This is a genomic window from Mesorhizobium sp. B2-5-11 (assembly GCF_006440835.1).
Lineage (GTDB): Bacteria > Pseudomonadota > Alphaproteobacteria > Rhizobiales > Rhizobiaceae > Mesorhizobium.
Map to the genome: position 1 here is coordinate 390,174 of NZ_VFUK01000005.1, position 22,397 is coordinate 412,570.

Consider the following 22,397-nt stretch of genomic DNA (forward strand, 5'->3'; position numbering starts at 1 on the left):
CTCGTCCGGAAACGGTTTCCGCTTCCCGCGATTAAGTCCCTGTCAGGCCGGAACCTTGATCACGGCGCGCAAGCCGCCGAGCGGGCTGACATCGAGCGTGATGTCGCCGCCATGGCTGCGGGCGATGTCGCGGGCGATCGACAGGCCGAGGCCAGTGCCGCTGGCATCGAGATTGCGGGCCTCGTCGAGCCGCATGAAGGGTTTGAACACCTCTTCGCGCTTTTCGGCCGGAATGCCCGGACCGTCATCGTCGATGGTGACCACGAGCGAGCCGCGGCCATGATTGGCGGCCACCTCCACCGTCTTGGCGTAGCGGAAGGCGTTGCCGATGACATTCGACATCAGCCTGGCGAAGGCGTTCGGCCGCACATGCACGGTCGGATCGCCGGAAAGCGTCGTCGACAATTTGCATTTGCGCAACCGAGCTTCCTCGCTCAGCTTCTGGAAATAGGCTTCGAGATCGAAGCGCCCGGTGTCTTCCGAGGCCTCGCCGCGGGCGAAGGCAAGATAGCCTTCGAGCATCGACTGCATGTCGTCGATGTCCTGGTTGAGCGCGGCCTTGGTCTCGGCCTTGCCGCCCGCCAGCGCCAGCTGCAGCTTGAAGCGGGTGAGGATGGTCCTGAGGTCATGGCTGACGCCGGTGAGCATGGCGGTGCGCTGTTCGATCTGGCGCTCGATGCGCTCGCGCATCTGGATGAAGGCAAAACCGGCGCGGCGGACCTCCTCCGCGCCGCGCGGACGGAAATCACGCGGCATCGGCCGGCCCTTGCCGAAGCTTTCGGCGGCTTCGGCCAGCGTCAGGATCGGCCGGATCTGGTTGCGCAGGAAGGGAATGGCGATCATCAGCAGCACCAGCGAGGTACCGACCATCCAGATCAGGAAGATGTGCGTGTTCGAAGCATAGGCCTGGCTGCGGCGCACGAAGACGCGCAACACCTTGCCTTCGAGCTGGACGCGCACCTCGATGATGTTGGAGTTGCCGACCGTATCGATCCAGAACGGCCGGTTGATCTGGCGGGTGATCTCGGCGGAGAGAACGTCGTCGAGGATGGAGAAGAACGGCTTTGGCCCGGGCGGCGGCAGCGGGTCGGGCGGCAGGAGGTCGACCTTCAACTGCATACGGTCCTGGGCGATGCGGATGATGTTGGCGTAGTCGGCGTCGTGCGGATAGGTCTCGATAAGGTCGATGATGGCGGCGATGTCGCGCACGGTCGCCTGCGACAGGCGCTGCGTCACGGTCGCCCAATGCCGCTCCATGAAGACGAAAGCGACCACCGATTGCAGCAGGATCATCGGCGCGATGACGATGATCAGCGAGCGCGCGTAGAGGCGCTTGGGCATATAGAGCGAAACGAGGCGCCAGAACCGGTTCCAGACGCGCGGAACCCTCTTGAGCAGCCGGGTGGAGCGCGTGCTCAAGCCGTCAGATTCCGGCTGTTCCAGTTCCGTGGTCGCCATTCACCTTTCGCTCGCTCCGTGGCCGTCAGGCAGGCCGAAGGCGGTAGTCTATTCGACGCTGAGCCGATACCCAATACCGCGGACCGTCTGCAGCCAGACCGGATTGGAGGGATCGCGCTCGATCTTGCGGCGCAGCCGATTGATCTGGACGTCGATGGTGCGTTCGCCGACATCCGATTCGTCGCCGACCAGTTCGTGGCGCGGGATGGTTTCGCCGGCGCGCGCGGCGAATATCGCCAGGATCTCCTGCTCGCGATCGGTCAGCTTCAGCGCCTCGCCGCCACGCTTCAATTCGCGCCTGGCGATCTGGAACGTGTAGGGGCCGAAGACGAGCTGCTCCACCTTGGGCGTGGTCGCAGGGCCGCCGCGGCGCAAGATGTTGTTTATGCGCAGGATCAATTCGCGCGGATCGAAAGGCTTTGGCAGGTAATCGTCGGCGCCGGCCTCCAGGCCGGTGATGCGGCTGTCGGTTTCCGATAGCGCCGTCAGCATCAGGATCGGCACGTTCTTCTCGGCCCGCAGCGCCTTGGTCAGATCGACGCCGCTTTCGCCGGGCATCATCACGTCCAGCACAAGAAGATCGAAGTCGAGACCGGCGAGCTTGCGCCGGGCTTCGCCCGAATTGCCGGCGACGGTGACGCGAAAACCGTTTTCGGTCAGATATTGCTTGAGCAGGTTGCGGATGCGGGTGTCGTCATCGACCACAAGCAAATGCGGCGCATCGTCGTCCGGTGCGGCCGCGTGATCAGCGCGTTCAGTGCTCTCCATGGCTTTTCCCTGACATTTTTGCGGACCCAACGTCGATCTGGGCTCTCAGTTCCGGATTGACCATTGCTTCGAGGAAGCGTTCCACCTGGGTCCGTTCGGCGGCTCCGGAATCTTCCAATGCAGCATGGATGCGGCGCGACTGTGGCCGTGCCAGCGCCAGCGCCAGCGCGCGGCCCTTGGCGGTCGGATACAGTTCGCGCTGGCGACGATCGCGCGGCCCTTGCAACTGCACGACATGGTCGGTGTCGATCAGCTGCTTCAGCACGCGCGCCAGGCTCTGCTTGGTGATCTTCAAGACATCGAGCAGTTCGGCGACCGTCAGGCCCGGCCTGCGGTTGACGAAATGCAGCACCCTGTGGTGGGCGCGGCCGAAGCCATAGTCGGCCAGGATCTGATCGGGATCCGAGGTGAAATCGCGATAGGCGAAGAAAAACAGCTCGATGAGGGCGAAATCAATGCCATCCTCGATTGACATCGCGGTCCTGATCGGCGTCCCGGCTGCTCGGCTTCGATCCGTCATCTTTTCTCCATGGGCAGGGAAGATTATGTCAGTACTATTGACGTAATTTCCCTGCAATGGTAATTTTTGACAAGGTTTTGGGCGGATTGCGAACGAAAAGGCAAGACAGGCCGGGTTTTCCGGAACTTCCTGAGTTTGCCAGAGCACGATTATCCGCCTACCTTTCCAGACAGCGGCAGGCGCCCCAACCAGTTGGCGCGGCCGACAAGAGCACGCAACGAACAACGATATGCGGGCTGCCGCCCGCGGGAGGTTACCATGGCATCCGTTCCCTTTGATCAACTGGACGGCTTCATCTGGATGAATGGCGAGTTCGTGCAATGGGGCGAGGCCAAGATCCATGTGCTGACCCACGGCCTGCACTATGCCAGCGCGGTGTTCGAGGGCGAGCGGGCCTATGGCGGCGAGATCTTCAAGCTCAACGAGCATACCGAGCGCCTGCATGAATCGGCGCGGCTGCTCGGCTTCAAGATCCCCTATTCGGTGGCCGAGCTCAACGACGCCTCCAGCACCCTGCTGAAGAAGCAGGGCTTCAAGGATGCCTATGTCAGGCCGATCGCCTGGCGCGGCAGCGAGCAGATGGGCGTTTCGGCGCAGAACAACCGCATCAATTGCGCCATCGCCATCTGGCAGTGGCCTAGCTACTTCGATCCGGCGCAGAAGCTGAAAGGCATACGTCTCGATATGGCTGAGTGGCGCCGGCCCGACCCGCGCACGTCGCCGTCCAAATCGAAGGCTGCAGGCCTCTATATGATCTGCACCATGTCCAAGCATGCCGCCGAGGCCAAGGGCTATGCCGACGCCATGATGCTCGACTGGCGCGGCCAGGTCGCGGAAGCCACCGGCGCCAACATCTTCTTCGTCAAGGACGGCAGGATCCACACGCCAAAGCCGGACTGCTTCCTCGACGGCATCACCCGCCGCACGGTCATCGGCCTCGCCAAGGACCGCGGCCTGGAGGTGGTGGAGCGCGCCATCATGCCGGAAGAACTCGAGGGCTTCGAGCAGTGCTTCCTGACTGGAACGGCAGCGGAAGTGACCCCGGTTTCGGAGATCGGGCCGTACCGATTCGAGGTCGGCGAGATCGCCAAGACTCTGATGAATGACTATTCTGCGGCCGTTCAGCCGAAGCACGCGATCGCCGCAGAATAACGAAAGTCACAGCTTTTCGCGCAAGCAGGGGCGGTTTTCGGGCCGCCCCTTTTATTTCAGCGTTTCTGCATTTGACTTTCGCCGAATTCAGCGTCTCCATGATGGTGTCGGCCCGGGAGGCTGGCAGCTATGGAGGGACTGGTAAGATGGACATGAATACGCTTCTTCCGATCATCGTTCAGATCATTACAGGCATCATCGGTGGTCAGGCGGTCGGCGCGGCGATCAAGACGGCGGCGCTGGGGCAGCTTCCCAAGATCCTGGGCGGCGCCATTGGCGGCGTCGGCGGCGCGGCGATCCTCGGCAGCCTGCTCGGCGGCACAGTCGATCCGGCAGCGGCTGCGGCAGCGACGAGTGGTCTGGGCAGCGCGCTCAACCTGCAGAACATCGTCGGCGGCGCCGGCGGCGGCGCGATCCTGACCGGCATTATCGGCGCGGTCATGGGCGCCATGAAGAAGTAAGCCTGCGATCTCGGGCTGGCCAAATGGGCGGCTTCGGCCGCCCATTTCTGTTTCCAGAGCGCGCCGCATGAATGCGTTTCGACGCGACGCGCTTTGGAACGACCGATCCCAAGGGTGGACGCCCTTCGCTCGCGCCTCTACATCACGGCGTGAACATCGAAAGGACGATCATGGGTCAGCTCAATGCCGGCATCGTGCCGGTCACGCCTTTCCAGCAGAATTGCACGATCCTGTTCGACATGGACGACAAGCACGGTGTCGTCGTCGATCCGGGCGGCGATATCGACAAGGTGCTGGCGGCGCTGAAGGACAATGCGATATCGGCCGGCGCGATCTGGATCACGCATGGTCATATCGACCATGCCGGCGGCGCGATGGAGTTGAAGGAAGCGCTCGGCGTCGAGATCATCGGCCCGCACGAGGCCGACAGGATGTTGCTCGACAATCTTGAGAACCAGGGCGAGCGCTATGGCATTGCCGGCGTGCGCAACTGCGTGCCCGACCGGTTTCTCACCGAAGGCGAGACGGTCTCGTTCGGCTCGCATCTCTTCGAGGTGCTGCATTGCCCCGGCCACGCGCCCGGCCATGTCGTCTATTACAACCGCGCGGCCAAATTCGCCCATGTCGGGGACGTGCTGTTTCGCGGCTCGATCGGGCGCACCGACCTGCCGGGCGGCGATCATGCGGCACTCATCGCCTCGATCAAGGACAAGCTTTTGCCGCTCGGCGACGACATCGGCTTCATCTGCGGCCACGGTCCGGGCGGGCGTTTCGGCGAGGAGCGGCGGAGCAATCCGTTTTTGACGTGAAGCGCGTCGCGCCGAAGCCGGTGCCGGCTTGACAAAAAAGCGCCGGCCTTGCGGTCAGCGCTTTTGTTGAGGCAGGGAAGCCCTTGATCAGTTAGCGGTGCAGAAATGCTGCTCGCCGTCATTGCCGGTGAAGGTGCCGGTGCGGGCGTTGAAGGTGCGGTACCGGTCGGAGCAATAGTCGTACCAGCCGCGCGTCCACGGTTCGGCATAGCGGTCGGCGTAGACCACTTGCGGTTCGGCATAGTAGCGGCGGACCGGCGCCGGGCGAATCCGCACATCGCGATCGTAATAGCCATCATCGTAGTAGTCGCGGGGCGGCGGCTGCTGGTTGGCCAACGCACCGCCGATCAGCGCGCCGGCCGCGAGGCCGAGGACGCCGGCGGCAATGGCATCGCCATGGTCATGATGGTGGCGGTGACGCCAATCGCCCGCATTGGCCGCGGGCAAGGCCGCGAACGTGGTGGCAACCACTACGGCGGACAGCACGGCTGTCTTGAAAATTCGGTTCATGTCGATCTCCTTCGTGCCGGCCCGTAAGAATTCCGGGGATGCGGTCCGGCTTTACGAAAGATTAATATGAGACCGTGGCTGAACGGGGGCTGAACGAATTTTTGCCTGACCGGAGGGCACGGGCATCAACTATCGAACGCTCCAGGGAGCGAAGCTGTCCTGCCAGAACAGCCGCCGTTCCGGAGCAGGCTCAGCCGATCGACAGGTTGACGGCCTTGGGACCCTTGCCGCGCTTGTCAGGCTCGGTGTCGAATGTCACTTTCTGCCCATCCTCAAGACCGGGAAGACCCGACGCCTGCACGGCCGAAATATGAACGAAGACATCCTTCGCGCCATCATCCGGTGTGATGAAGCCGAACCCTTTGGCATGGTTGAAGAATTTGACGGTGCCGGTCTGCGGCATGGGAAGCTCCTTTGATCCCATAAACTCCAGTCTCGGGCCGGCAAATGCCCGAATGGAAATTTGTCCTTTATTTTAGCGTCATCGGCAAGAGAAAGTTTTGCGGGCACTTAAAGCGCGTCGCGCTTTAAGTTTTCATTATGATGCATGTCGTTGACCCGACACCGGATCCACTTTGGGGCGACAGCATTTTTGCTGCGCTGCGACATGAAAAAGGCGCGACGAAAATCGCCGCGCCTTCAAAATTCGTTTGCCTCTTCCGAAGTCATTCAAGCTTCGGAGCCTCAGTCGCACGGCCAGGAAGGGCGTGCTGCTGGCCGATGGCTCAGGCGGCGCGGAGGTTGACGGCCTTGGGGCCTTTGCCCATGCGATCCGGCTCGACGTCGAAGGTGACCTTCTGGCCGTCGACGAGCGTGCGCAGGCCCGAGGCCTCGATCGCGGAAATGTGGACGAATACGTCCTTGGCGCCACCGTCGGGCGTGATGAAACCGAAGCCTTTGGTCGCGTTGAAGAATTTAACGGTGCCGGTCTGGGCCATTGGGGAAACTCCTTCACCCGTTCAGTCTTGATGGTCCTGCCCGCCACCTCGCGTCGAGGGCAGTTCCCGGTGGTAGCTTTCGGCAGTCATGCATTGGCGCATGGTCAAACCCCCCGCCGAAAAACGGGGCCGTCAGAGATTCACAGTATCGGGGAAAGGTCGTCCAAAACGTTCCGCTCTCCGGGTCGCAAATGCCCGAACACGGAATTTATCGCACGGAAAAGTGAAGGTTGCAAGATAGCGCCGCGGGCCGCCCCCGATGGGCGCGTCCCGACTCATGAATCGACCAATCCGAGCATCGACGCGCCGCAAATAGGCCTCGTTGCCTGAGGGGTCATCGGCCACAGCCCCGTCACGCATGGGCCAGCGGCGGCGACGGCTGGCGGTGCGAGGCGCCGGGATAATCCAGGCGACGTTCTTTTTAGCAGCCGGCTGCAAACGAGGGTTGCAATCGGCGATGGAATGCGGAGGATCGCAACAGCGCGACTGGTTTGAGCCTTTGCTTCGTGAATATCATTGTCCCGAACAGCTGCGTATTTGGAGCGGCACGCAGCGAGGCGAGGATCGAGGGAGAGACGATCATGAGGTTTCTTGCGGCAATCTTCTCGCGACAGGGTTTTGTCGTCCTGTTCCTGTCGGCTGTTCTTGCCGCCTGTACAGTGGTCGTCGACGACGGCCCGGGACCGCGGCCACGGCCGCCGCGGCCGGGACCGCAATTCTGCACCAAACAGTACGAGCCCGTCTGCGCCCGGCGCGGTGGCGACCGCCAGACCTTCGCCAATGCCTGTCTTGCCGACCGGGCGGGTTATGGCATCGTGCGCGACGGTCCCTGCCGTGACGGCGGCGAGGGTGGCGGCGAGCAGACTTTCTGCACCCGCGAATACGCGCCGGTCTGCGCCCGGCGCGGCGGAGAGTTGCGAACCTTCCCCAACGCCTGCGAGGCACGCGCCGCCGACTACCGCATCGTTGGCGGGGGCCGCTGCTGAAAGGCCGGGTGTTCGTCTTTTCCGTACTTTGGGAAACGCGGATGCCGTCTAAAACAAATTTCGGGGACGTGTGACGGTCACAACGCGGATGGATAGGCGCCGTCGGCCGGGCCGGAGTAAAGCTCGCTGCCGTGCTCATCGCAGATGCGCACGCGGTCGGGGATTTGCGGCATTGCGAGCGTATGGAAGAGCGCGGTGGCGCCCTGCCAGGCTGCGCGCAGGGTAGGGGCTTCCAGCGACACCTTGTCGAGCGTCGCTTCCTCGGCTTCGCGCGATCGGTAAAACTCGATGACGAAATTCAAGGACGCCTCCATGATGCGTTGTTCCGCCAGGGAGATTCTCCGGCAGGAGATTCTGCGGCAGGGATGGGCGCGGAAGAAGTCGTCCGCGATCAGCTCTTCGATTTCGGCTTCAGGCCGCTCTCGGCCTGCTTGACCGACGAGCCGAACGGGGAGGCGGGCTTGGCCACCACCTTGTCCTTCTTGGGCTTTCGTGTTTCGCGGTTGCTGCGCTGTTGACCCTTGGCCATCTTGTCTGCTCCTCGTGCTGGTGGTCTGGCGGCGCCGGGGTCTCAGACCGCCGGATTGTTGCCAACAGTCGGATTGTCACCAATCGGATTGTCGGCTGGTTCGAGATTGTCTTCCGTGGTGACCCGCTCGTGGGTCTCCTGCTCGCTGCGGATGCGGTACTGCGGGGAGCCGTCCTTGACCGGCAGCCTGCTCTTGATCTCGAACAGTTCCGTTGTCTTGTTGAGGAGCCCTGTGCGGCTCTTCATGCGCACGGTCTGGCCGACCGCGAAGAGATGCGAGGGCGTGTCGGTGCGCGGACGCGCATTCTGCTGGAAACGGATCATGCTGCATTCTCCCTGTCGCGCTTCAGCGCTGTTTCGAGGTCCAGGTAATCGATGGCGACGAGTTGACTGGTGGTCGGGTTCTTCACCGCTCTTGCCGGCAAATGGATGAAGGTGGCGACGCGGCGCCAGGCAAGCCGCGACATGCCCTCCATCAGCTCTTCGTCGTGATCGATGTCGTAGTCGCCCGCCGGCAGTTGCCCTTCCAGCCCGCCGAGTACGAAAGGAGCCATGAAATGTGCGACGGAATGGGTCGTGCGGTCCGGCATTGTCCTGCCTTGATGTTTTAAGCCCTGTGGCGACATGCGAGGCGGAGAGCCTCAAAGCAAAAAAGCGGGGACGAGCCCCGCTTTCCTATTTCCGGCAATCGCTGGAAATAAGCCATTTTCGAGAGCTGCCAGTACATCCGTGGTCAGCGGTCATCGAATTCGGCCGGATCAGATCAGTTGCAAATTGGCGGCCGACTCGCGGCCCTTGGCATCACGCTCCAACTCGAATTGCAGCTTCTGGCCTTCGGCGAGGCCAGGAAAGCCCGCGCGTTCCAATGCGCTGACGTGGACGAAAACGTCCTTGCCGCCGTCGGTTGGTTGAATGAAGCCAAAACCCTTCTGGCCATTGTAGAATTTCACGGTTCCGGTGTTCATGGGTATCTTTCGAAGAATGAGAACGGTCGCGGAGCAAATGCGCCGCGCTGCCGATATCGATGATTTGGAGTGAGATTGGCGGGTCGAGAACCTCTGACGCCGCGAAATGCCAATTCTGGCCCAAACGCTTATATATATGTAGCTCGACTTTGCATGGATTTCAAGAAGATTCGGAAAAATAAGTAAGCCAAAGGAAAAAGATTGCTGCGTCCATTTGAAAAACTCTGCTATGGTTTGGTGATATTTTCCAAAAATTCTCAAAAAATCATTTTGGGGTCCGCTCCCGAAATTTGCGTTTTATTTCTCCAAAAAGGACAAAAACCATGGTTTCTGCGAGAAGCTCAAGAGGCAATACCACAGCGATCAACCCGCCTATCAGGCCGGCCACCGCATATGCCGTCGCCATCGGGCGTACCGGCAAACCTATGATCGTCAAGTCGGCGCGGCTGACCATCAGAAGCGACGAGGCTGAAAGGCGGACGATCGCCGATACTGACGGAACGGTTCGGCGCGCCAGGCAGACGGCTGAGACCAACCGGCTGATTTGATCTTGTCCGCGCCGATGGCAAGCGCAAGAAACCAAGCAAAGCCTTGAACCCGCCGCGCCAATGGCCTAGATCGCGGCAGGCGGACAAACACGGCAGGTTTCCCATTAACAGAGATCAGAGACGAGCGGCGGGTGCTGGCGCCAACTCCGGCTCGGGCGGACAGCCGCCGTCGAGTCTCGACCAGCATGTGCAGAGGGCGCTGCAACTGCATCAGGCGGGGCGGCGGCAAGAGGCCGAGGCGCTCTATCGGCAAGTGCTGACGCACAAGGTCAACCATGCGGCGGCTGCGCATTTTCTCGGTCTTTTGCTGCACCAGACCGGGCGCAGCGCCGAGGGGCTCGGTCTCCTCGAGCAATCGGTGCGCTTGCAGCCGAAGAATCCGGATTTCCTCAACAACCTCGGCACGGTGATGCGCGATCTCGGCCGTGTCGCGGCGGCCGCCGACTTCTTCCGCGGCGCGGTGGCGCTGCGGCCGGACCAGCTCGCGGCGCGCGACAATCTCGGCTCGTCACTGAAACAGCTTGGGCAGTTCGAGGGCGCCGAGGAGATCTATCGCGGCACGGTCGCGCGCAATCCCTTCCATTTCCGCGCCCGCATCGGGCTTGCCGAAACCTTGCAGGAAGCGGGGCGCCTGGACGAGGCGCTGGCCGTCTTTCGCGAGGCGCTGTCGATCCGTCCGAAGGACGCCGAACTGCTGCACGGGCTGGGCGTCGGGTTGATGGAAAAAGGCGAGCTCGACGAGGCGGCCGACCTGTTCCGGCAGGCGCTGGCGGCCGATCCCGGCATGGCGCGCGCCTGGCTGATGCTGACGCAGGTCAAGCGTCAGAAGGAGCGCGATGCCGAATTGACCGGGATGGAGGCCCAGCACGCCAAGGCGCTGCCGGACAGCCTGGCGCGCATGCAGCTTGCCTTCGGCCTCGGCAAGGTCAACGACGATCTGAAGGATTATAACAGAGCCTTCGACTATTTCGCCGAAGGCAATGCCATCCGCCGCAAGGGCATCGACTACGACGCGGAAAGGACACGCGCCGAATTCGAGGCTATGAAAACGGTGTTCGACAGGGATTTCTTCCAGAAGCACAGGCCCAGCGCGATCTCCGACGATACGCCGATCTTCGTCGTCGGCATGCCTCGTTCGGGCACAACCCTGGTCGAGCAGATCATCGCCAGCCATCCGCAGGTCTACGGCGCCGGCGAGCTCGGCATCCTGAAGACGGCGGTCGGCAGGCAGTTCCCGGCGACCATGCCCGGCGGCTTCCCCTGGGGCGTTTCGGATGCGCCCGATACGGATTTTGCCGAGGCGGGACGCGCCTATCTCGACATGCTGCATGCCCGCTATCCGCACATGCGCCACGTCACCGACAAGATGCCGGGCAACTTCCTGCTTGTCGGCTTCATCCACATGATGATGCCAAAGGCCAGGATCATCCATTGCGCCCGCGATGCGGCGGCAACCTGCCTTTCGATCTACAAGGTGCATTTCCGCGGCGACAGCCACCGCTACGGCTATGATCTGGGCGAACTCGCCGATTTCCACAATCTCTACACGGACATCATGGCGCATTGGCACAAGGTGCTGCCTGGCGTCGTGCACGATGTGCGCTACGAGGATTTCGTCGCCGACCAGGAAGGCCAGAGCCGGGCGCTGATCAACTATCTCGGGCTGCCATGGGACGATGCCGTGCTGTCGTTCCACCAGACCGACCGGCCGGTGCGCACGGCTTCCGCCGCGCAGGTGCGCCAGCCGATGTATCAAGGCTCGGTCGACCTGTGGAAGCGCTACGGCGACAGGCTGAAGCCCCTGCTGGACAGACTGGCTTAATGCGGCTCGGCATTTCCGGCGGAGCGCTCCCGCTCCGCCCAAGTGCGTTGCCTACAATTCCATGAACGTCTGGAATCCGCCGAAGATCATGCGCTTGCCGTCGAACGGCATTGTCGACATATCCGGCTGCAATCGTGGATCGGCCATCACCTTGGCCATGACCGCGTCGCGGTCCTGCCTGGATTTGTAGACGATCCAGGAAAAGACGACGACTTCGTCGTCCTTGGCCTGCACGGCGCGTGGAAACGACGTGACCTCGCCATAAGGCACATCGTCGCCGACGCACTCGACATAGGCGAGCGCGCCGTGTTCCTTCCAGACGGCGCCGGCGGTGTTGGCCAGCTTCTTGTAATCGTCGAGTTTTGCCTTTGGCACGGCAAGCACGAAACCGTCGACATAGGACATGGCAATCTCCTTGTTTGCTGCATCCGGCGCCGGGCCGGCAGGGATGCGACCCGGGGCAGGTGGGCGCGCACTTCTCGCCGAGAGTGCTGACGCCCGCTATCGAATTGCGACGGTTATTGCTCCACTGGAGCGTTCATCGCCCATGCGACTCCGAAAGGGTCCTTCACCTGGCCCCAGCGGTCGCCCCAGAACATCACCTGCAGCGGCGTCACGATCTCGCAGCCGGCGTCGACCGCGCGCTGCCACCAGCCGTCGATCTCGTCGCTGCCGAGATGAAGCTGGAGCGTATAGCCCTGCGGCGCCTGGTGCGGGTGGCCGTGCTCGGGATAGGCGTCACCCAACATCAGCGTCGAGCCGTTGATGTGGAGGTGGACATGCATCGTGCGGCCTTTTTCGTCCGCGGGGTAGGCAAAGACCTGTTCGGCGCCGAACGCCTTCTGGTAGAATTCGGCAGCCTTGAAGGCGCCGTCCACCTGCAGATAGGGGGTCAATCCGCCGAGCACTTTCGCCTTGGGCTGAACAGGGGTCTGGTCGGTCATTGCGTGTTCCTCTTCACGTTTGATTTGGCCTTGCGGACATAGGACGCGCGAGGTGACGGCGGTCCTACATGGGCTTGAAATTTTTCTCGAGGGCCGGGCCCGGACTGGCCGGGCGACCGGAGAACTCAAGCGATAGACGCATGGCTCGGCCGCTCATATGACCTTGGCCGAGACGGCGGCTGAGCGGCGGCTGTTCTGCGCGTCGAAGAGCTCCGGAAAGCCAACGTCCTTGCGCAGTTCGGCGGGGAGCGAAAGCAGGATGCGCTCGCTACGATGGCGGGCACGCGCCGCCGCATATCGGGTTGCGATGCGGCCGATGGAGGAAAGGACGGACATGATGCATTCTCCCTGGGTTGGCGCCGGCATCATCGTGTCGGCATCCCAAGGACGAGGCAGGTTCAGGCGATCCGACAGGTCGTCGTTTTTTTTCTCGCAGCGTTTAATTTCTCATTCGAGCGCCACGGCCTACGCAACCTTGAGCGTCGGAATAGCCGAAACATCCACCTCACGTTCGGCATGCCAGGCATCGAAAGCTGCCTGCATGCGAAGCCAGATCGCGGCCCCGTCGCCGAACAGCTTCCCAAGGCGGGCGGCTACAGCCGGTGAAACCGGCTTCTTTTCGCGGATGATGTCATAGAGCTGCTGCCGGGAGATGCCGAGCAGGTTTGCAATTTCCACCTTGGTCTTTCCAGTTGCCGGGATAATGTCCTCAAGCAGCGCTCCCGGGTGGGAGGGACAGAGCTCGATAGGACGCGTCGGCTCGTGCACGCTCATTGGTCGAACTTCTCCAATCTGGCCGCCTCAGTGGTATTGCTCGAAATCGACGCGGGCGGCGTCCTTGCCGTCGAATTCAAACGTGATGCACCACGGGCCGTTGACGTGGACCGTGTAACGGATGGGATCGAAGCCTCTCAGCGCATGGAAGGCAAAGCCAGGAAGGTTCATCTCCTCCGGCTTTTCTGAAGCTTCCAGGCGGTCAAGCCGGACAAGATGCGCTTGTGCATCTTGGCGTCGATCTTGCCGGTTTTCCCGGTTTGAAAGAGCTCTGACAGGGCCTTGTTCCTGAAAGACTTGATCATGACGTATGTAAACAGATCGCTTACAAGATTCAAGGACCTGTAAGCGGATAATTTACAATCCGATCTATCCCGCCCCTTCAGCCACTGAGCGGAAGAACTCCTCGGGATCGTCGACTTCGGTCAGCCGCCGCCTCTCGATCAGCCAGAAGCGGTTGCCGATGGCACGGATGAAGGAGCGATCGTGCGAGGCGAGCACGCAACTTGCCTGGTGCTTGAGCAATTCCTCCTCCAGCGCTTCCTGGCCGTCGATGTCGAGATGGTTGGTCGGCTCGTCGAGCAGATAAAAATTCGGATTGGCGAGCCTCAGCGCCAGCATCATCAGCCGCGCCTTCTGGCCGCCGGACAGCACACTGATCCTGCGCTCCTGCATCTCGATGCCGACGCCGGCGCCGGCAAGCAGAGAGCGGGCGCGCTGTTCGCCGACATCGCAACGGCGCGACACCATCGCCAGTGGCGTATCGTCGCCGCCGATGCCGGACAGCGCCTGATCGCTGTAGCCGAGCACCGTCGACGGCGTCACCTTCACGTTCTGAACCGTGTCGGGTTCGATAATGGCGTTGCGGATCAGCGTGACGAAGCGCGACTTGCCGACGCCGTTGCGGCCAAGCAGCACGATGCGGTCGCCCTGGCAGATGTGGCGCTTGCCGGTCCTGAACAAGAGCGTGCCGTCGGGCGTTTCCACCGCCGCGTCGTCGAGCGTGATCAGCACCTTGGCGTGCGTGCCGCGATTGGCCAGCCGGATCGCCCCCGCCGATTTCTCGTGATGCGCCGGGGCCGCCGCGTCCTCAAGTCGCTCCGCGCGCTGCTTGAGCTGCTTGGTCTTGACCGTGAGTAGGTCGCTGCCCGAATTGATGCCGATATTGTTGAGCTTGGCGGCCTGGCGGCGCAATTGCTGCGCCGCCTTCATGTCGCGCTGGAATTTTCGCTCGGTCGAGGCATCGACCTCATCGAGGGCCTGCCGGGCGTGGGAGTAGGGAAGGGAAAACACCGGCGACTGGTCCGGGCGCAGGAACAACGTGCGGTTGGTGGCGGCGTCGAGGAAGGCGCGGTCGTGGCTGGCGATCACCACCGGCACCTCTCGCGGTAGCGCGTTCAGCCAAGTTTCGAGCTGGCTAATGCGGGCAAGGTCGAGATGGTTGGTCGGTTCGTCGAGCAGCAGCATGTCGGGATCGGTGACCCAGACACGCGCGATCAGTGCCAGCCTCTGCCAGCCGCCGCTCAGCGCCTGCATCTCTCGCTCGCGCATCGCCTCAGGAACGTCGAGCGAATCCAGCACCACATCGACACGCCATAGTTCGCTTTCGGCTTGCTCGGGCGGCAAAGCGTCAGCCACTACCTGATGAAAGCTGCGGCCAAGCAGGGTAGGGGAAACGGACTGCTCGACATGGCCGACGCGCAAGCCGCGCGTGCGGCTAATGTCGCCGGAGGTCGGCTCCATCTCGCCGGCCAGGCATTTGAGCAAGGTCGACTTGCCGCGACCGTTGGCGGCAACGATGCCGAGCCGGTCGCCGCTGCCGATGGTGAGGTCGAGATTGGAAAAGAGCGGCGCACTCATCGTGACGCCGAGGGATTTGAGGCTGATCAGGGCCATGTCGATTTCTCTGGTCTATCCGGAAAGTCCGGCTCAATGCACTTTGTCAGTGCGCAAGCGGCCATCAGGCTCGGCAATGCGCACCACGAAGGGCAGACCAAAAAATCGAAGCGGGAAAAACCCGGACCGTCCCTGGTCAGCCCTGCAAGCAAGCTCGCAGGGCGGAAATCGGGCCACGCTGACGATGGTGATCGATAAACACGCAGCCCTCCTTTCAAGACGTTTGGGTGTGGGGACTGAGTACACCAAAGGTCATGCGCTGGGCAAGAGGAGGGTAGTGTCGAGCGGGGCGCTGAAGCTGCCAATCTCCCCACTCGTGGGGGAGATGTCCGGTCCACCCTCCGCAGCTGCAGCGCAGCTGCTGCGGAGGACGGGCAGGACAGAGGGGGCGCCGTCCCGCCGGCATTTCGAACGAACTACTTTCCGGGCCGTCCTGTCTTCGCGGGCCGGCGCTTTTCGCGGCGGGCGTCGCCGGGGTCTTCATAAGAACCAATGCCGGCGCGTTGGCGCACGATTGGTTTGTCCTCGCGTTCCTTCGCGCCCCCGTCTGTCCTGCCGGCCCCAACAACGGGAGAGATCGGCTGAGGCTTCGCCGGCACTTTTCCCTCGACCGGTTTCTCGGTGCGGCGCACGGTCATCTCGTCGAGAGAGTTTTTCTTGAACAGCGGTTTGGTCGGCTCGCCGGGAATGCCGAAATCCGAGCCGTGTGCTTCGGACGCCGATTGTTTCTTGAACAGCGAGCGCGACACCGCACCGGCCGGCGTCGGCATGTCGGTGCCTGGGCCCATGTCGTCGATCGATGGTTTGGCGAAGAGGGGCTTCTTCACCGGCACCGCGCCGTCGGCACCCATCTCGTCGAGATCGGGCTTGCGGAAGAGATTGGGCCGGGCAGCCTTGGCTGCCTCTTCGGCTGCGCGTGCTTCGTCGAGCCTGCGGAAACGCTCCTGTTCCTCCGATGTACGATGCCTGGCCACGCCCTTGTTGTGCTTGCCTTTTTCGCGGCCCGAGACCGGGCTTTCCATATCGGCGTATTTGGCCAGCGGATCGTCGGAGATCGACATCTCCATCTCACGCAGCCGCTTGATCTCGTCGCGAATGCGGGCCGCCTTCTCGAAATCGAGGTTGGCGGCGGCGTCGCGCATCTGCTTCTCCAGCGCGTCCAGATGGGCCTTGAGGTTGTTGCCCATCATGGCGCCGGCGCTGTCGGTGAACTGTGAGATGTCGGCGCGGACATGGTCCTTCTCGTAGACCGAATCCAGAATGTCGGAGATGCGCGACTTGACCGATTCCGGCGTGATGCCGTTGGCGGCGTTCCACTCCATCTGCTTTTCGCGACGGCGATTGGTCTCGGCCATGGCGCGTTCCATCGAGCCGGTGACCTGGTCGGCATAGAGGATGACCTTGCCATCGACATTGCGGGCGGCGCGGCCGATGGTCTGGATCAGCGACGTCTCCGAGCGCAAAAAACCTTCCTTGTCGGCGTCGAGTATGGCGACGAAGCCGCATTCGGGGATGTCGAGGCCTTCGCGCAAAAGGTTGATGCCGACCAGCACGTCGAAGGCGCCGAGGCGCAAATCGCGCAGGATTTCGATACGCTCCAGCGTGTCGATGTCGGAGTGCATGTAGCGCACGCGCACGCCTTGCTCGTGCAGATATTCGGTGAGGTCCTCGGCCATGCGCTTGGTCAGCACGGTGACCAGCGTGCGGTAGCCGGCCTTGGTCGTCTCCCGGATCTCCCCGACGACGTCGTCGACCTGGGTCTTGGCCGGGCGCACCTCGACCGGCGGGTCGATCAGGCCGGTCGGTCGGATGACCTGCTCGGCGAACACGCCGCCGGACTGCTCCATCTCCCAGCCGCCGGGGGTTGCCGAGACAGCGACCGAGAGCGGGCGCATGGCGTCCCATTCCTCGAAGCGCAGCGGCCGGTTGTCCATGCAGGAAGGCAGGCGGAAGCCGTATTCGGCAAGCGTCGCCTTGCGCCTGAAGTCGCCGCGATACATGCCGCCGATCTGCGGCACGGTGACGTGGCTTTCGTCGATGAAGACCAGCGCGTTGTCGGGAATATATTCGAACAGGGTCGGCGGCGGATCGCCCGGCTGGCGGCCGGTGAGATAGCGCGAATAGTTCTCGATACCGGCGCAGGAGCCGGTGGCTTCCAGCATTTCCAGGTCGAAGCGGGTGCGCTGTTCCAGACGCTGCGCCTCCAGCAGGCGGCCGGCGCGCTCGAGCTCGACCAGACGGTGCTTGAGCTCTTCCTTGATCGACTTGATGGCCTGGTTCAGCGTCGGGCGCGGCGTCACATAATGCGAATTGGCGTAGATCTTGACGCTTTTCAGCTCGCCCGTCTTCTGGCCGGTCAGCGGGTCGAATTCGGTGATCGCCTCGATTTCGTCGCCGAACATGGAGATGCGCCAGGCGCGATCCTCAAGGTGGGCCGGGAAGATCTCGATCGTGTCGCCGCGCACGCGGAACGAGCCGCGCACGAAATTGATGTCCTGGCGCTTGTATTGCTGGGCGACGAGGTCGGCGAGCAGAGCGCGCTGGTCGAGCCGGTCGCCGATCTGCATCTGGAAGGTCATAGCCGTATAGGTCTCGACCGAGCCGATACCGTAGATGCAGGAGACCGAAGCGACGATGATGACGTCGTCGCGTTCGAGCAGCGAGCGCGTCGCCGAGTGGCGCATGCGGTCGATCTGCTCGTTGATGGAGGATTCCTTCTCGATGAAGGTGTCGGTGCGCGGAACGTAGGCTTCCGGCTGGTAATAGTCGTAGTAGGAGACGAAATACTCCACCGCATTGTCCGGGAAGAATTTCTTGAACTCGGAATAAAGCTGCGCCGCCAGCGTCTTGTTCGGCGCCAGGATCAAGGCGGGACGCTGCGTCTCCTCGATCACCTTGGCCATGGTGAAGGTCTTGCCCGAGCCGGTGACGCCGAGCAGCACCTGCGTGCGGTCGTTGTTTTGGACGCCCTCGACCAAGTCCTTGATGGCGGTCGGCTGGTCGCCGGCCGGCTCGAAATCCGACACCATCTTGATGATGATCCCGCCCTCGGACTTTTCCGGCCGGGCAGGCCGGTGCGGCGTCCACAGCACGCCGTCCTTGTGCAGCGGATTGCCGGATTCAATCAATGCCGAGAGAGCCGCCACCGTCGCGGTGACGCCGCTCGACGTCATCGTCTCGGCTTCCTCGAGCGAGACGTCGAGGCCGGCGACGGGATTGAGGCCGGCCGCCGCGCGCTCGCGGGCTGTCGCCGCGCCGCCCATCGAGGTGCCACGCGCCGTGCGCCCGGGCGCTGCGGAGCGCTCGGGGATCTTCTTCGACGGCTTCGGCGACTTGCCGCCGTCCTTGCCGGCCTGGCGCCCTTCGCGTTCGGCTTCCTGCTCGATCTGCTCGGCCCAGTCCGCGACCGAACCGGTGAGCGGCGTGCCCGACAGTTCGGGCTGCGGCATCTCGGCGAAGCCGCCTTTGTGCAGCGGTTCCGAGGCGTCGAGGAAATCGGTCAGCGGGCTGCGCCGCTTGGGCGCGGCGCGGTCGTCATTCGCCGTCGACGGCGTTCTCTTTTCGGTGGATTTGACCATGGCCGGAATATGGGAGGTCTTGGCGAAAATGGAAAGAGCGCGATCAGCCGAGGCGCATCTCCAGATGCAGCTCCTGACAGAAGGCTGTCAGGAGGAGGCAAGTGCCGGTGATGCCTGCCTATTGCGGTCAGGCGCCGCGTGCGTTGTCCGCCACGCGTGTCGGCGATCCGTTCAGGCGCGGCACCACGACGAGGCGCTTGATTTTGCCCTTCTTGAAGGCGGCGAGGAAGCGCGCATAGTCCTTGAAGGCGACGCATCCACTGGACTGTGCGTAGCGGCCCCGAAGCAGGTAGGTGTGGGCCAGCAGCCCGTCGCGGTTGTATTTATTGCGGCCATCGACGGGTGTCAGACGCAAAGCCTCGACACCATGAAAGCGCGACTCGCGCAAGGACAGATTGTAGGTGTTGGGCGGTGTCGGTCCGCGGTTCTTCTGATCGGCATAGCGCGGCTGGTCCGCCATGGCGCCGATGCCCGAATGCGCTTCGAGCCTCGAACCGTCGGGCATGTAGACGGTCTTGGCGCTGATGTCATAGATGGCGACACCGCTGCCGGCTCCGCTCCTGGAGCCGCCCGGCGCGTTGAACAGGTTCCTGAACGCCTGGCCGAGGCCGCCCGAAGGCGTGTCTGGCTTTGCATAGGCCAACGCGTCGCCGCCATCCGCCGGCCGGCCCTGCCGGGCCGGCTTTGCCGGCTGGGCTTGCTGGATCGGCTTTGCCGGCTGGGCTTGCTGGACCGGCTTTGTCTGAGGTGCCGGCTTCTGCTGCACGACCTTGGGCTGTTGAGTCGGCTTTTCCTGCTCCACGGACTTCAACGGCTCCGGCGCGTCGAATTGCGGCCGACGGGTCGGCAGCGGCACGTCATCGGTGAGCGCGTCGGGCAAGGCCGCGGCATCGCCCGGCTGTTCCTGCTGGGTTTCGACAGGCGAAACCGCGACATCGGCCGAAGAGTCCGTCATCGGCAATGGCGAGGCGAATGCCTCGTCCTCGACAGGCAGCGAGCGGGCAAGCGCGAGGGCCAGTTGCGAATTGTCCGGCGTGCCGGCATCCGGCTGGGCAAAATGCATCGGCTGCGGCGCTGTCTGGACAACCACCGAGCCGGTGTCGATCCGGGCGAAGCGCTCCGCCGCGGGTGCCGGCAAGTCTTCAGACAGGCTGGCGACGAGCTTGGCGCCCGGCACCAGCGATGCCTCGGCGACCTGTGGAGCGGAGGTCGAGATGATAGGACGGGCGGGTGCGCCGGCCGTGGCCACGGGCTTGGCCGCGTTGGCGAAGGCGGCGGCGAGCTTGCTTGGCGAGAGAGATGCTTCCATGCGCTCGAAGCGCTCCTGCGAGGTCGTCTTGGCGACCGGGACCGGGTGTGCCGTGGACGCGGCCACGAGGCGCGCCGACTTTTCCGCTCGAGGAGCGAGCGCGGCCAGCCTGAAGCATCCGGAGCCGCATTGCACGGCGTGGTTCTGCAGCGCCTGCGTGCCGCCATCGGCGTTGGCCAGTGCGAATGGCGCAGCGGGCATCAGGAAATGCTGTTTCAGCGGATCGGCAAGAGCGAGCGAGCCCGGCATGGCCAGCCTCTGCGGCAGGACGCTCGACGTCGACGACAGCGAAGCGCCGACGGAGCTCAGACCAGCCATTGTCCCGACCAGCCACAGGCCAACGGCAGCGCTGACGCCGGGCACCGCGACCCAGCGGACGATCCGCTTAGAGTTGAAGGATGAGGCACGTGACGCGTTGTCGGCAGCTTCGCCGTCCCAACGCCTGTCCCCGACAATTTTCTTACTCAAGAACGCCATTCAACCAATCTTGCTCCAATCGGCTCCCACGTCCGCGGCTGTGATAGCCGCGACGACCATTCTGTGAGTGATCCCAGGTGGTCCCCGACGCGTTTGCCGCGCCTGTCTTTGGTTGCCGATTGCTTCAAAATATGGACAAAGTTGGTTAACCAATCCCTCTCAAAACCAACCGAGAGACGTGGACTTTGTGCCAAAAAAGGCTCGTCCACGACCATGAACGCGGTATTGCAGCCCTTCCAAGAGTATTTTGCTGCCTGCTTTTAACGGCCGAGTCAAGCAAAACAGCTCTTGCTAATTGAAGCGAATGGCCGTTTCAGCGGGGCCGCGACGGTGGCGCGTGTCATTCCGTACTCCCGAGAAGGCCCAGTGCGTCGCCCCAAAACTGCTATCCGCCCGCAGCAGATAACCGGCCCGTACCGCGGTTTCGCGGCGACCATTGATCGGCCACCGTGTTGGCGCGGCGGTTCGCGCCGGAGGAGGCGGAAGCGGTGCTGTACCAAGGCGCGATTTTCTAGGGTTTGCAATGGAGCTTCTGCCTCCCCCTTGTGGGGAGGTTGGACCGCAGGTCCGGGTGGGGGGCTGGCGCTGACCGCCCAGGAACGCAGCCCTCTTGGGCCCTCAGTTGAACCACAGCGCAAACGTCAGGAAGCCACCGCCGCCGAACTCGCTCTGGATCTGGTCGAAATCGTCGCTGGTCAGGATCCTGCCGCTTTCGAGATAGGGCGCGATGGCCGGGCCGGTGATCGACAGCACCAGGTCGAAGGGTTTCGGCTCGTCGAAGAAGCGCTTCATGTTGATGCCCTTGCCGGTGATGCGGAAATGCGGCAGCAGCACGCGGCCTTCGAGCAGGTCCTCGGCCATGGTCAAGGTGGCGAGCCAGGCCGCGACCTGCTGCTCTCCGACTTCGAGGCCGGTGAGCGGGTTTTCGCCCTTCTGTTGCGGTCCCGGCAGCCATTCGCGGTCATTGTCGGTCTCGGCGCGGATCGCCTTCCAGTCCTCGCGCGACAGCCGGATCATCTCCAGCAGGTGACGGCGCGCCGCCTGCCGCCGCTCGGGCTCGACCACCGGCCAGTTGACAAGATGCACCAGCGAGATGAAATCGGCGATGCGCCATTCCGAGGAGAAGATGCTGCTGCCCATGTCGCCAGCCGGCGGAACGAGGATGTCCTGCAACGGCAGTTTTGCGCGCGGGAAGAGCATGTGGAAGGAACCGTCGAACGTGCTCCTGAAATCATGCGCCAGCCAGAAATCGGCCTGCGCCATCAGGAACTCGGCATAGCCCTGCAGCCAATAACCGTCGGCGCGGTCGAAGCGGAAGGTGAGCGCAGGCGCGGCATCGTCGGGCGCCACGCCGCGCGACAGCGAGGCCATTATGGCGGCCATGCTTTCGTCCGGCGCGATCGTGCCGTCCTCGTCGAGGTCGATACCGACCTGGGTGAGGTCGATGACAATGCCGATATCGGCATCGGCAGGCACCGAGCCCAGCGTGGCTGCGGATTTCTCGAGCCGGTTGCGGAAGGCGACCAATATGACGCGGAACTGTTCGTAGGTCAGCGGTTCGGGGTTCGGGTTTTCCGGCACAGGCAGCCGCATCAGCGGCAGCATGAAGGATCGCGGGCTCTCGAAGCCGTGGCGGTGCAGGCCGCTGGCCAGCAATTCCAGCGCGCTGAAGAATTCGCCGGCGCCGGCGGCATAGGCTGATGCTGCATCTTTGGCTGCGGCGGTCTCCAGCGTCGAGAGCGCCGTGTCGCGCGCGGTCACGGTTTTGGCCTCGAACAGAGCGGTCGCGGCTTCGGGCATGGCGGCCTGGGCCGAAGACATCGGCAGAACCAGAGCAAGTGCCAATGCCAGCAGACTTGCCAATGGTGTCATTTCCCCCTCCCATGCGCGTCGTGCTGGCAATCATACACGCATTTGCAATGCCGCGTCTGCCGGCCCTGACGCATGATTGTC

General features: G+C 63.1%; 25 protein-coding genes and 1 pseudogene. 6 read left to right on the plus strand and 20 right to left on the minus strand.

Going from position 1 to position 22,397, the window contains the following annotated elements; genetic code table 11:
- Positions 1-42: 42 nt before the first annotated feature.
- From FJ490_RS18530 to FJ490_RS18540, 3 genes are read right to left on the minus strand one after another with little or no spacing between them, the layout of a single operon-like run.
- Positions 43-1,458, minus strand: a complete 1,416-nt coding sequence (locus FJ490_RS18530) for an ATP-binding protein (RefSeq protein WP_140567059.1) — start codon at positions 1,456-1,458, stop codon at positions 43-45.
- Between the two features lie 48 nt (positions 1,459-1,506).
- Positions 1,507-2,226: a response regulator transcription factor gene (locus FJ490_RS18535; protein ID WP_140631839.1), complete on the minus strand. Its 720-nt coding sequence runs from the start codon at positions 2,224-2,226 to the stop codon at positions 1,507-1,509.
- On the minus strand, positions 2,213-2,746 hold the full coding sequence (locus FJ490_RS18540) for a MarR family transcriptional regulator (protein WP_181165219.1): 534 nt from the start codon (positions 2,744-2,746) through the stop codon (positions 2,213-2,215). Before FJ490_RS18540 ends, FJ490_RS18535 begins: the two co-directional genes overlap by 14 nt.
- A 258-nt stretch (positions 2,747-3,004) precedes the next feature.
- Here FJ490_RS18540 and FJ490_RS18545 point away from each other — a divergent pair, with 258 nt between their 5' ends.
- The 3 genes from FJ490_RS18545 to FJ490_RS18555 all read left to right on the plus strand — a co-directional run bounded on the left by FJ490_RS18545 (position 3,005) and on the right by FJ490_RS18555 (position 5,168).
- Positions 3,005-3,898: a branched-chain amino acid aminotransferase gene (locus FJ490_RS18545; RefSeq protein ID WP_140728553.1), complete on the plus strand. Its 894-nt coding sequence runs from the start codon at positions 3,005-3,007 to the stop codon at positions 3,896-3,898.
- Positions 3,899-4,044: 146 nt separating this feature from the next.
- Positions 4,045-4,359, plus strand: a complete 315-nt coding sequence (locus tag FJ490_RS18550) for a hypothetical protein (protein ID WP_140496005.1) — start codon at positions 4,045-4,047, stop codon at positions 4,357-4,359.
- Positions 4,360-4,529: 170 nt separating this feature from the next.
- A complete protein-coding gene (locus tag FJ490_RS18555; RefSeq protein ID WP_140496004.1) occupies positions 4,530-5,168 on the plus strand; it encodes an MBL fold metallo-hydrolase in 639 nt (212 codons plus the stop codon).
- 87 nt (positions 5,169-5,255) lie between these two features.
- Here the strand turns inward: FJ490_RS18555 and FJ490_RS18560 are convergent, their stop codons facing one another.
- The 3 genes from FJ490_RS18560 to FJ490_RS18570 all read right to left on the minus strand — a co-directional run bounded on the left by FJ490_RS18560 (position 5,256) and on the right by FJ490_RS18570 (position 6,616).
- Positions 5,256-5,678 (minus strand): BA14K family protein, encoded by a 423-nt coding sequence (locus FJ490_RS18560; protein ID WP_140728554.1) that lies wholly within the window; start codon positions 5,676-5,678, stop codon positions 5,256-5,258.
- Between the two features lie 190 nt (positions 5,679-5,868).
- The gene (locus FJ490_RS18565; protein ID WP_006202521.1) at positions 5,869-6,081 is read right to left on the minus strand and encodes a cold-shock protein; all 213 of its coding nucleotides are present in this window, start codon (positions 6,079-6,081) and stop codon (positions 5,869-5,871) included.
- Between the two features lie 322 nt (positions 6,082-6,403).
- On the minus strand, positions 6,404-6,616 hold the full coding sequence (locus FJ490_RS18570; RefSeq protein WP_006202520.1) for a cold-shock protein: 213 nt from the start codon (positions 6,614-6,616) through the stop codon (positions 6,404-6,406).
- 581 nt (positions 6,617-7,197) lie between these two features.
- On the opposite strand from FJ490_RS18570, the gene FJ490_RS18575 reads away from it, so the two are divergent.
- Entirely contained in the window at positions 7,198-7,602 is a 405-nt protein-coding gene (locus FJ490_RS18575; RefSeq protein ID WP_140496002.1) for a Kazal-type serine protease inhibitor, read from the plus strand.
- A 77-nt stretch (positions 7,603-7,679) separates the two neighbouring features.
- Here the strand turns inward: FJ490_RS18575 and FJ490_RS18580 are convergent, their stop codons facing one another.
- From FJ490_RS18580 to FJ490_RS18595, 5 genes are all read right to left on the minus strand, one after another.
- Positions 7,680-7,904 (minus strand): hypothetical protein, encoded by a 225-nt coding sequence (locus tag FJ490_RS18580; protein ID WP_140496001.1) that lies wholly within the window; start codon positions 7,902-7,904, stop codon positions 7,680-7,682.
- A gap of 89 nt (positions 7,905-7,993) precedes the next feature.
- The gene (locus tag FJ490_RS32730; RefSeq protein ID WP_181165218.1) at positions 7,994-8,131 is read right to left on the minus strand and encodes a hypothetical protein; all 138 of its coding nucleotides are present in this window, start codon (positions 8,129-8,131) and stop codon (positions 7,994-7,996) included.
- Positions 8,132-8,173: 42 nt separating this feature from the next.
- Positions 8,174-8,455, minus strand: a complete 282-nt coding sequence (locus FJ490_RS18585) for a hypothetical protein (protein ID WP_140496000.1) — start codon at positions 8,453-8,455, stop codon at positions 8,174-8,176.
- Positions 8,452-8,721, minus strand: coding sequence for a hypothetical protein (locus tag FJ490_RS18590; RefSeq protein ID WP_140495999.1), 270 nt, complete (start codon positions 8,719-8,721; stop codon positions 8,452-8,454). Before FJ490_RS18590 ends, FJ490_RS18585 begins: the two co-directional genes overlap by 4 nt.
- Before the next feature lie 168 nt (positions 8,722-8,889).
- The gene (locus FJ490_RS18595) at positions 8,890-9,096 is read right to left on the minus strand and encodes a cold-shock protein (protein WP_140495998.1); all 207 of its coding nucleotides are present in this window, start codon (positions 9,094-9,096) and stop codon (positions 8,890-8,892) included.
- A 323-nt stretch (positions 9,097-9,419) separates the two neighbouring features.
- Between FJ490_RS18595 and FJ490_RS18600 the strand changes: the two genes are divergently transcribed.
- Positions 9,420-9,644 (plus strand): hypothetical protein, encoded by a 225-nt coding sequence (locus FJ490_RS18600; RefSeq protein ID WP_140495997.1) that lies wholly within the window; start codon positions 9,420-9,422, stop codon positions 9,642-9,644.
- 187 nt (positions 9,645-9,831) lie between these two features.
- Positions 9,832-11,466, plus strand: a complete 1,635-nt coding sequence (locus tag FJ490_RS18605) for a tetratricopeptide repeat-containing sulfotransferase family protein (protein WP_140624140.1) — start codon at positions 9,832-9,834, stop codon at positions 11,464-11,466.
- 51 nt (positions 11,467-11,517) lie between these two features.
- Here FJ490_RS18605 and FJ490_RS18610 read toward each other — a convergent pair whose 3' ends face one another.
- The 9 genes and pseudogenes from FJ490_RS18610 to FJ490_RS18650 form a co-directional block, all read right to left on the minus strand.
- A complete protein-coding gene (locus FJ490_RS18610; protein WP_140624138.1) occupies positions 11,518-11,871 on the minus strand; it encodes a DUF1428 domain-containing protein in 354 nt (117 codons plus the stop codon).
- A 113-nt stretch (positions 11,872-11,984) separates the two neighbouring features.
- Positions 11,985-12,410 (minus strand): glyoxalase/bleomycin resistance/extradiol dioxygenase family protein, encoded by a 426-nt coding sequence (locus FJ490_RS18615; RefSeq protein WP_140495994.1) that lies wholly within the window; start codon positions 12,408-12,410, stop codon positions 11,985-11,987.
- Positions 12,411-12,563: 153 nt separating this feature from the next.
- A complete protein-coding gene (locus FJ490_RS18620; protein ID WP_140556066.1) occupies positions 12,564-12,746 on the minus strand; it encodes a hypothetical protein in 183 nt (60 codons plus the stop codon).
- A 129-nt stretch (positions 12,747-12,875) separates the two neighbouring features.
- Positions 12,876-13,184 (minus strand): HigA family addiction module antitoxin, encoded by a 309-nt coding sequence (locus FJ490_RS18625; RefSeq protein WP_140495992.1) that lies wholly within the window; start codon positions 13,182-13,184, stop codon positions 12,876-12,878.
- A 27-nt stretch (positions 13,185-13,211) separates the two neighbouring features.
- A pseudogene (locus FJ490_RS18630) lies at positions 13,212-13,489 on the minus strand (type II toxin-antitoxin system RelE/ParE family toxin).
- A gap of 64 nt (positions 13,490-13,553) precedes the next feature.
- Positions 13,554-15,080, minus strand: coding sequence for an ABC-F family ATP-binding cassette domain-containing protein (locus FJ490_RS18635; protein WP_140728555.1), 1,527 nt, complete (start codon positions 15,078-15,080; stop codon positions 13,554-13,556).
- A gap of 416 nt (positions 15,081-15,496) precedes the next feature.
- Entirely contained in the window at positions 15,497-18,658 is a 3,162-nt protein-coding gene (gene uvrB, locus FJ490_RS18640; protein ID WP_140556061.1) for an excinuclease ABC subunit UvrB, read from the minus strand.
- 127 nt (positions 18,659-18,785) lie between these two features.
- Positions 18,786-20,444, minus strand: a complete 1,659-nt coding sequence (locus FJ490_RS18645; RefSeq protein ID WP_140495989.1) for a DUF2778 domain-containing protein — start codon at positions 20,442-20,444, stop codon at positions 18,786-18,788.
- A 618-nt stretch (positions 20,445-21,062) separates the two neighbouring features.
- Positions 21,063-22,316, minus strand: a complete 1,254-nt coding sequence (locus FJ490_RS18650; RefSeq protein WP_140686097.1) for a hypothetical protein — start codon at positions 22,314-22,316, stop codon at positions 21,063-21,065.
- Between the last annotated feature and the right edge of the window lie 81 nt (positions 22,317-22,397).

Coding starts and splice junctions, on each gene's coding strand:
- FJ490_RS18585 (WP_140496000.1), bottom strand. CDS start 8,455: ATGATCCGTTTCCAGCAGAATGCGCGTCCGCGCACCGACACGCCCTCG.
- FJ490_RS18620 (WP_140556066.1), bottom strand. CDS start 12,746: ATGTCCGTCCTTTCCTCCATCGGCCGCATCGCAACCCGATATGCGGCG.
- FJ490_RS18545 (WP_140728553.1), top strand. CDS start 3,005: ATGGCATCCGTTCCCTTTGATCAACTGGACGGCTTCATCTGGATGAAT.
- FJ490_RS18590 (WP_140495999.1), bottom strand. CDS start 8,721: ATGCCGGACCGCACGACCCATTCCGTCGCACATTTCATGGCTCCTTTC.
- FJ490_RS18645 (WP_140495989.1), bottom strand. CDS start 20,444: ATGGCGTTCTTGAGTAAGAAAATTGTCGGGGACAGGCGTTGGGACGGC.
- FJ490_RS18610 (WP_140624138.1), bottom strand. CDS start 11,871: ATGTCCTATGTCGACGGTTTCGTGCTTGCCGTGCCAAAGGCAAAACTC.
- FJ490_RS18650 (WP_140686097.1), bottom strand. CDS start 22,316: ATGACACCATTGGCAAGTCTGCTGGCATTGGCACTTGCTCTGGTTCTG.
- uvrB (WP_140556061.1), bottom strand. CDS start 18,658: ATGGTCAAATCCACCGAAAAGAGAACGCCGTCGACGGCGAATGACGAC.
- FJ490_RS18560 (WP_140728554.1), bottom strand. CDS start 5,678: ATGAACCGAATTTTCAAGACAGCCGTGCTGTCCGCCGTAGTGGTTGCC.
- FJ490_RS18595 (WP_140495998.1), bottom strand. CDS start 9,096: ATGAACACCGGAACCGTGAAATTCTACAATGGCCAGAAGGGTTTTGGC.
- FJ490_RS18570 (WP_006202520.1), bottom strand. CDS start 6,616: ATGGCCCAGACCGGCACCGTTAAATTCTTCAACGCGACCAAAGGCTTC.
- FJ490_RS18550 (WP_140496005.1), top strand. CDS start 4,045: ATGGACATGAATACGCTTCTTCCGATCATCGTTCAGATCATTACAGGC.
- FJ490_RS18565 (WP_006202521.1), bottom strand. CDS start 6,081: ATGCCGCAGACCGGCACCGTCAAATTCTTCAACCATGCCAAAGGGTTC.
- FJ490_RS18625 (WP_140495992.1), bottom strand. CDS start 13,184: ATGAGCGTGCACGAGCCGACGCGTCCTATCGAGCTCTGTCCCTCCCAC.
- FJ490_RS18540 (WP_181165219.1), bottom strand. CDS start 2,746: ATGACGGATCGAAGCCGAGCAGCCGGGACGCCGATCAGGACCGCGATG.
- FJ490_RS18635 (WP_140728555.1), bottom strand. CDS start 15,080: ATGGCCCTGATCAGCCTCAAATCCCTCGGCGTCACGATGAGTGCGCCG.
- FJ490_RS18555 (WP_140496004.1), top strand. CDS start 4,530: ATGGGTCAGCTCAATGCCGGCATCGTGCCGGTCACGCCTTTCCAGCAG.
- FJ490_RS18615 (WP_140495994.1), bottom strand. CDS start 12,410: ATGACCGACCAGACCCCTGTTCAGCCCAAGGCGAAAGTGCTCGGCGGA.
- FJ490_RS32730 (WP_181165218.1), bottom strand. CDS start 8,131: ATGGCCAAGGGTCAACAGCGCAGCAACCGCGAAACACGAAAGCCCAAG.
- FJ490_RS18535 (WP_140631839.1), bottom strand. CDS start 2,226: ATGGAGAGCACTGAACGCGCTGATCACGCGGCCGCACCGGACGACGAT.
- FJ490_RS18530 (WP_140567059.1), bottom strand. CDS start 1,458: ATGGCGACCACGGAACTGGAACAGCCGGAATCTGACGGCTTGAGCACG.
- FJ490_RS18600 (WP_140495997.1), top strand. CDS start 9,420: ATGGTTTCTGCGAGAAGCTCAAGAGGCAATACCACAGCGATCAACCCG.
- FJ490_RS18575 (WP_140496002.1), top strand. CDS start 7,198: ATGAGGTTTCTTGCGGCAATCTTCTCGCGACAGGGTTTTGTCGTCCTG.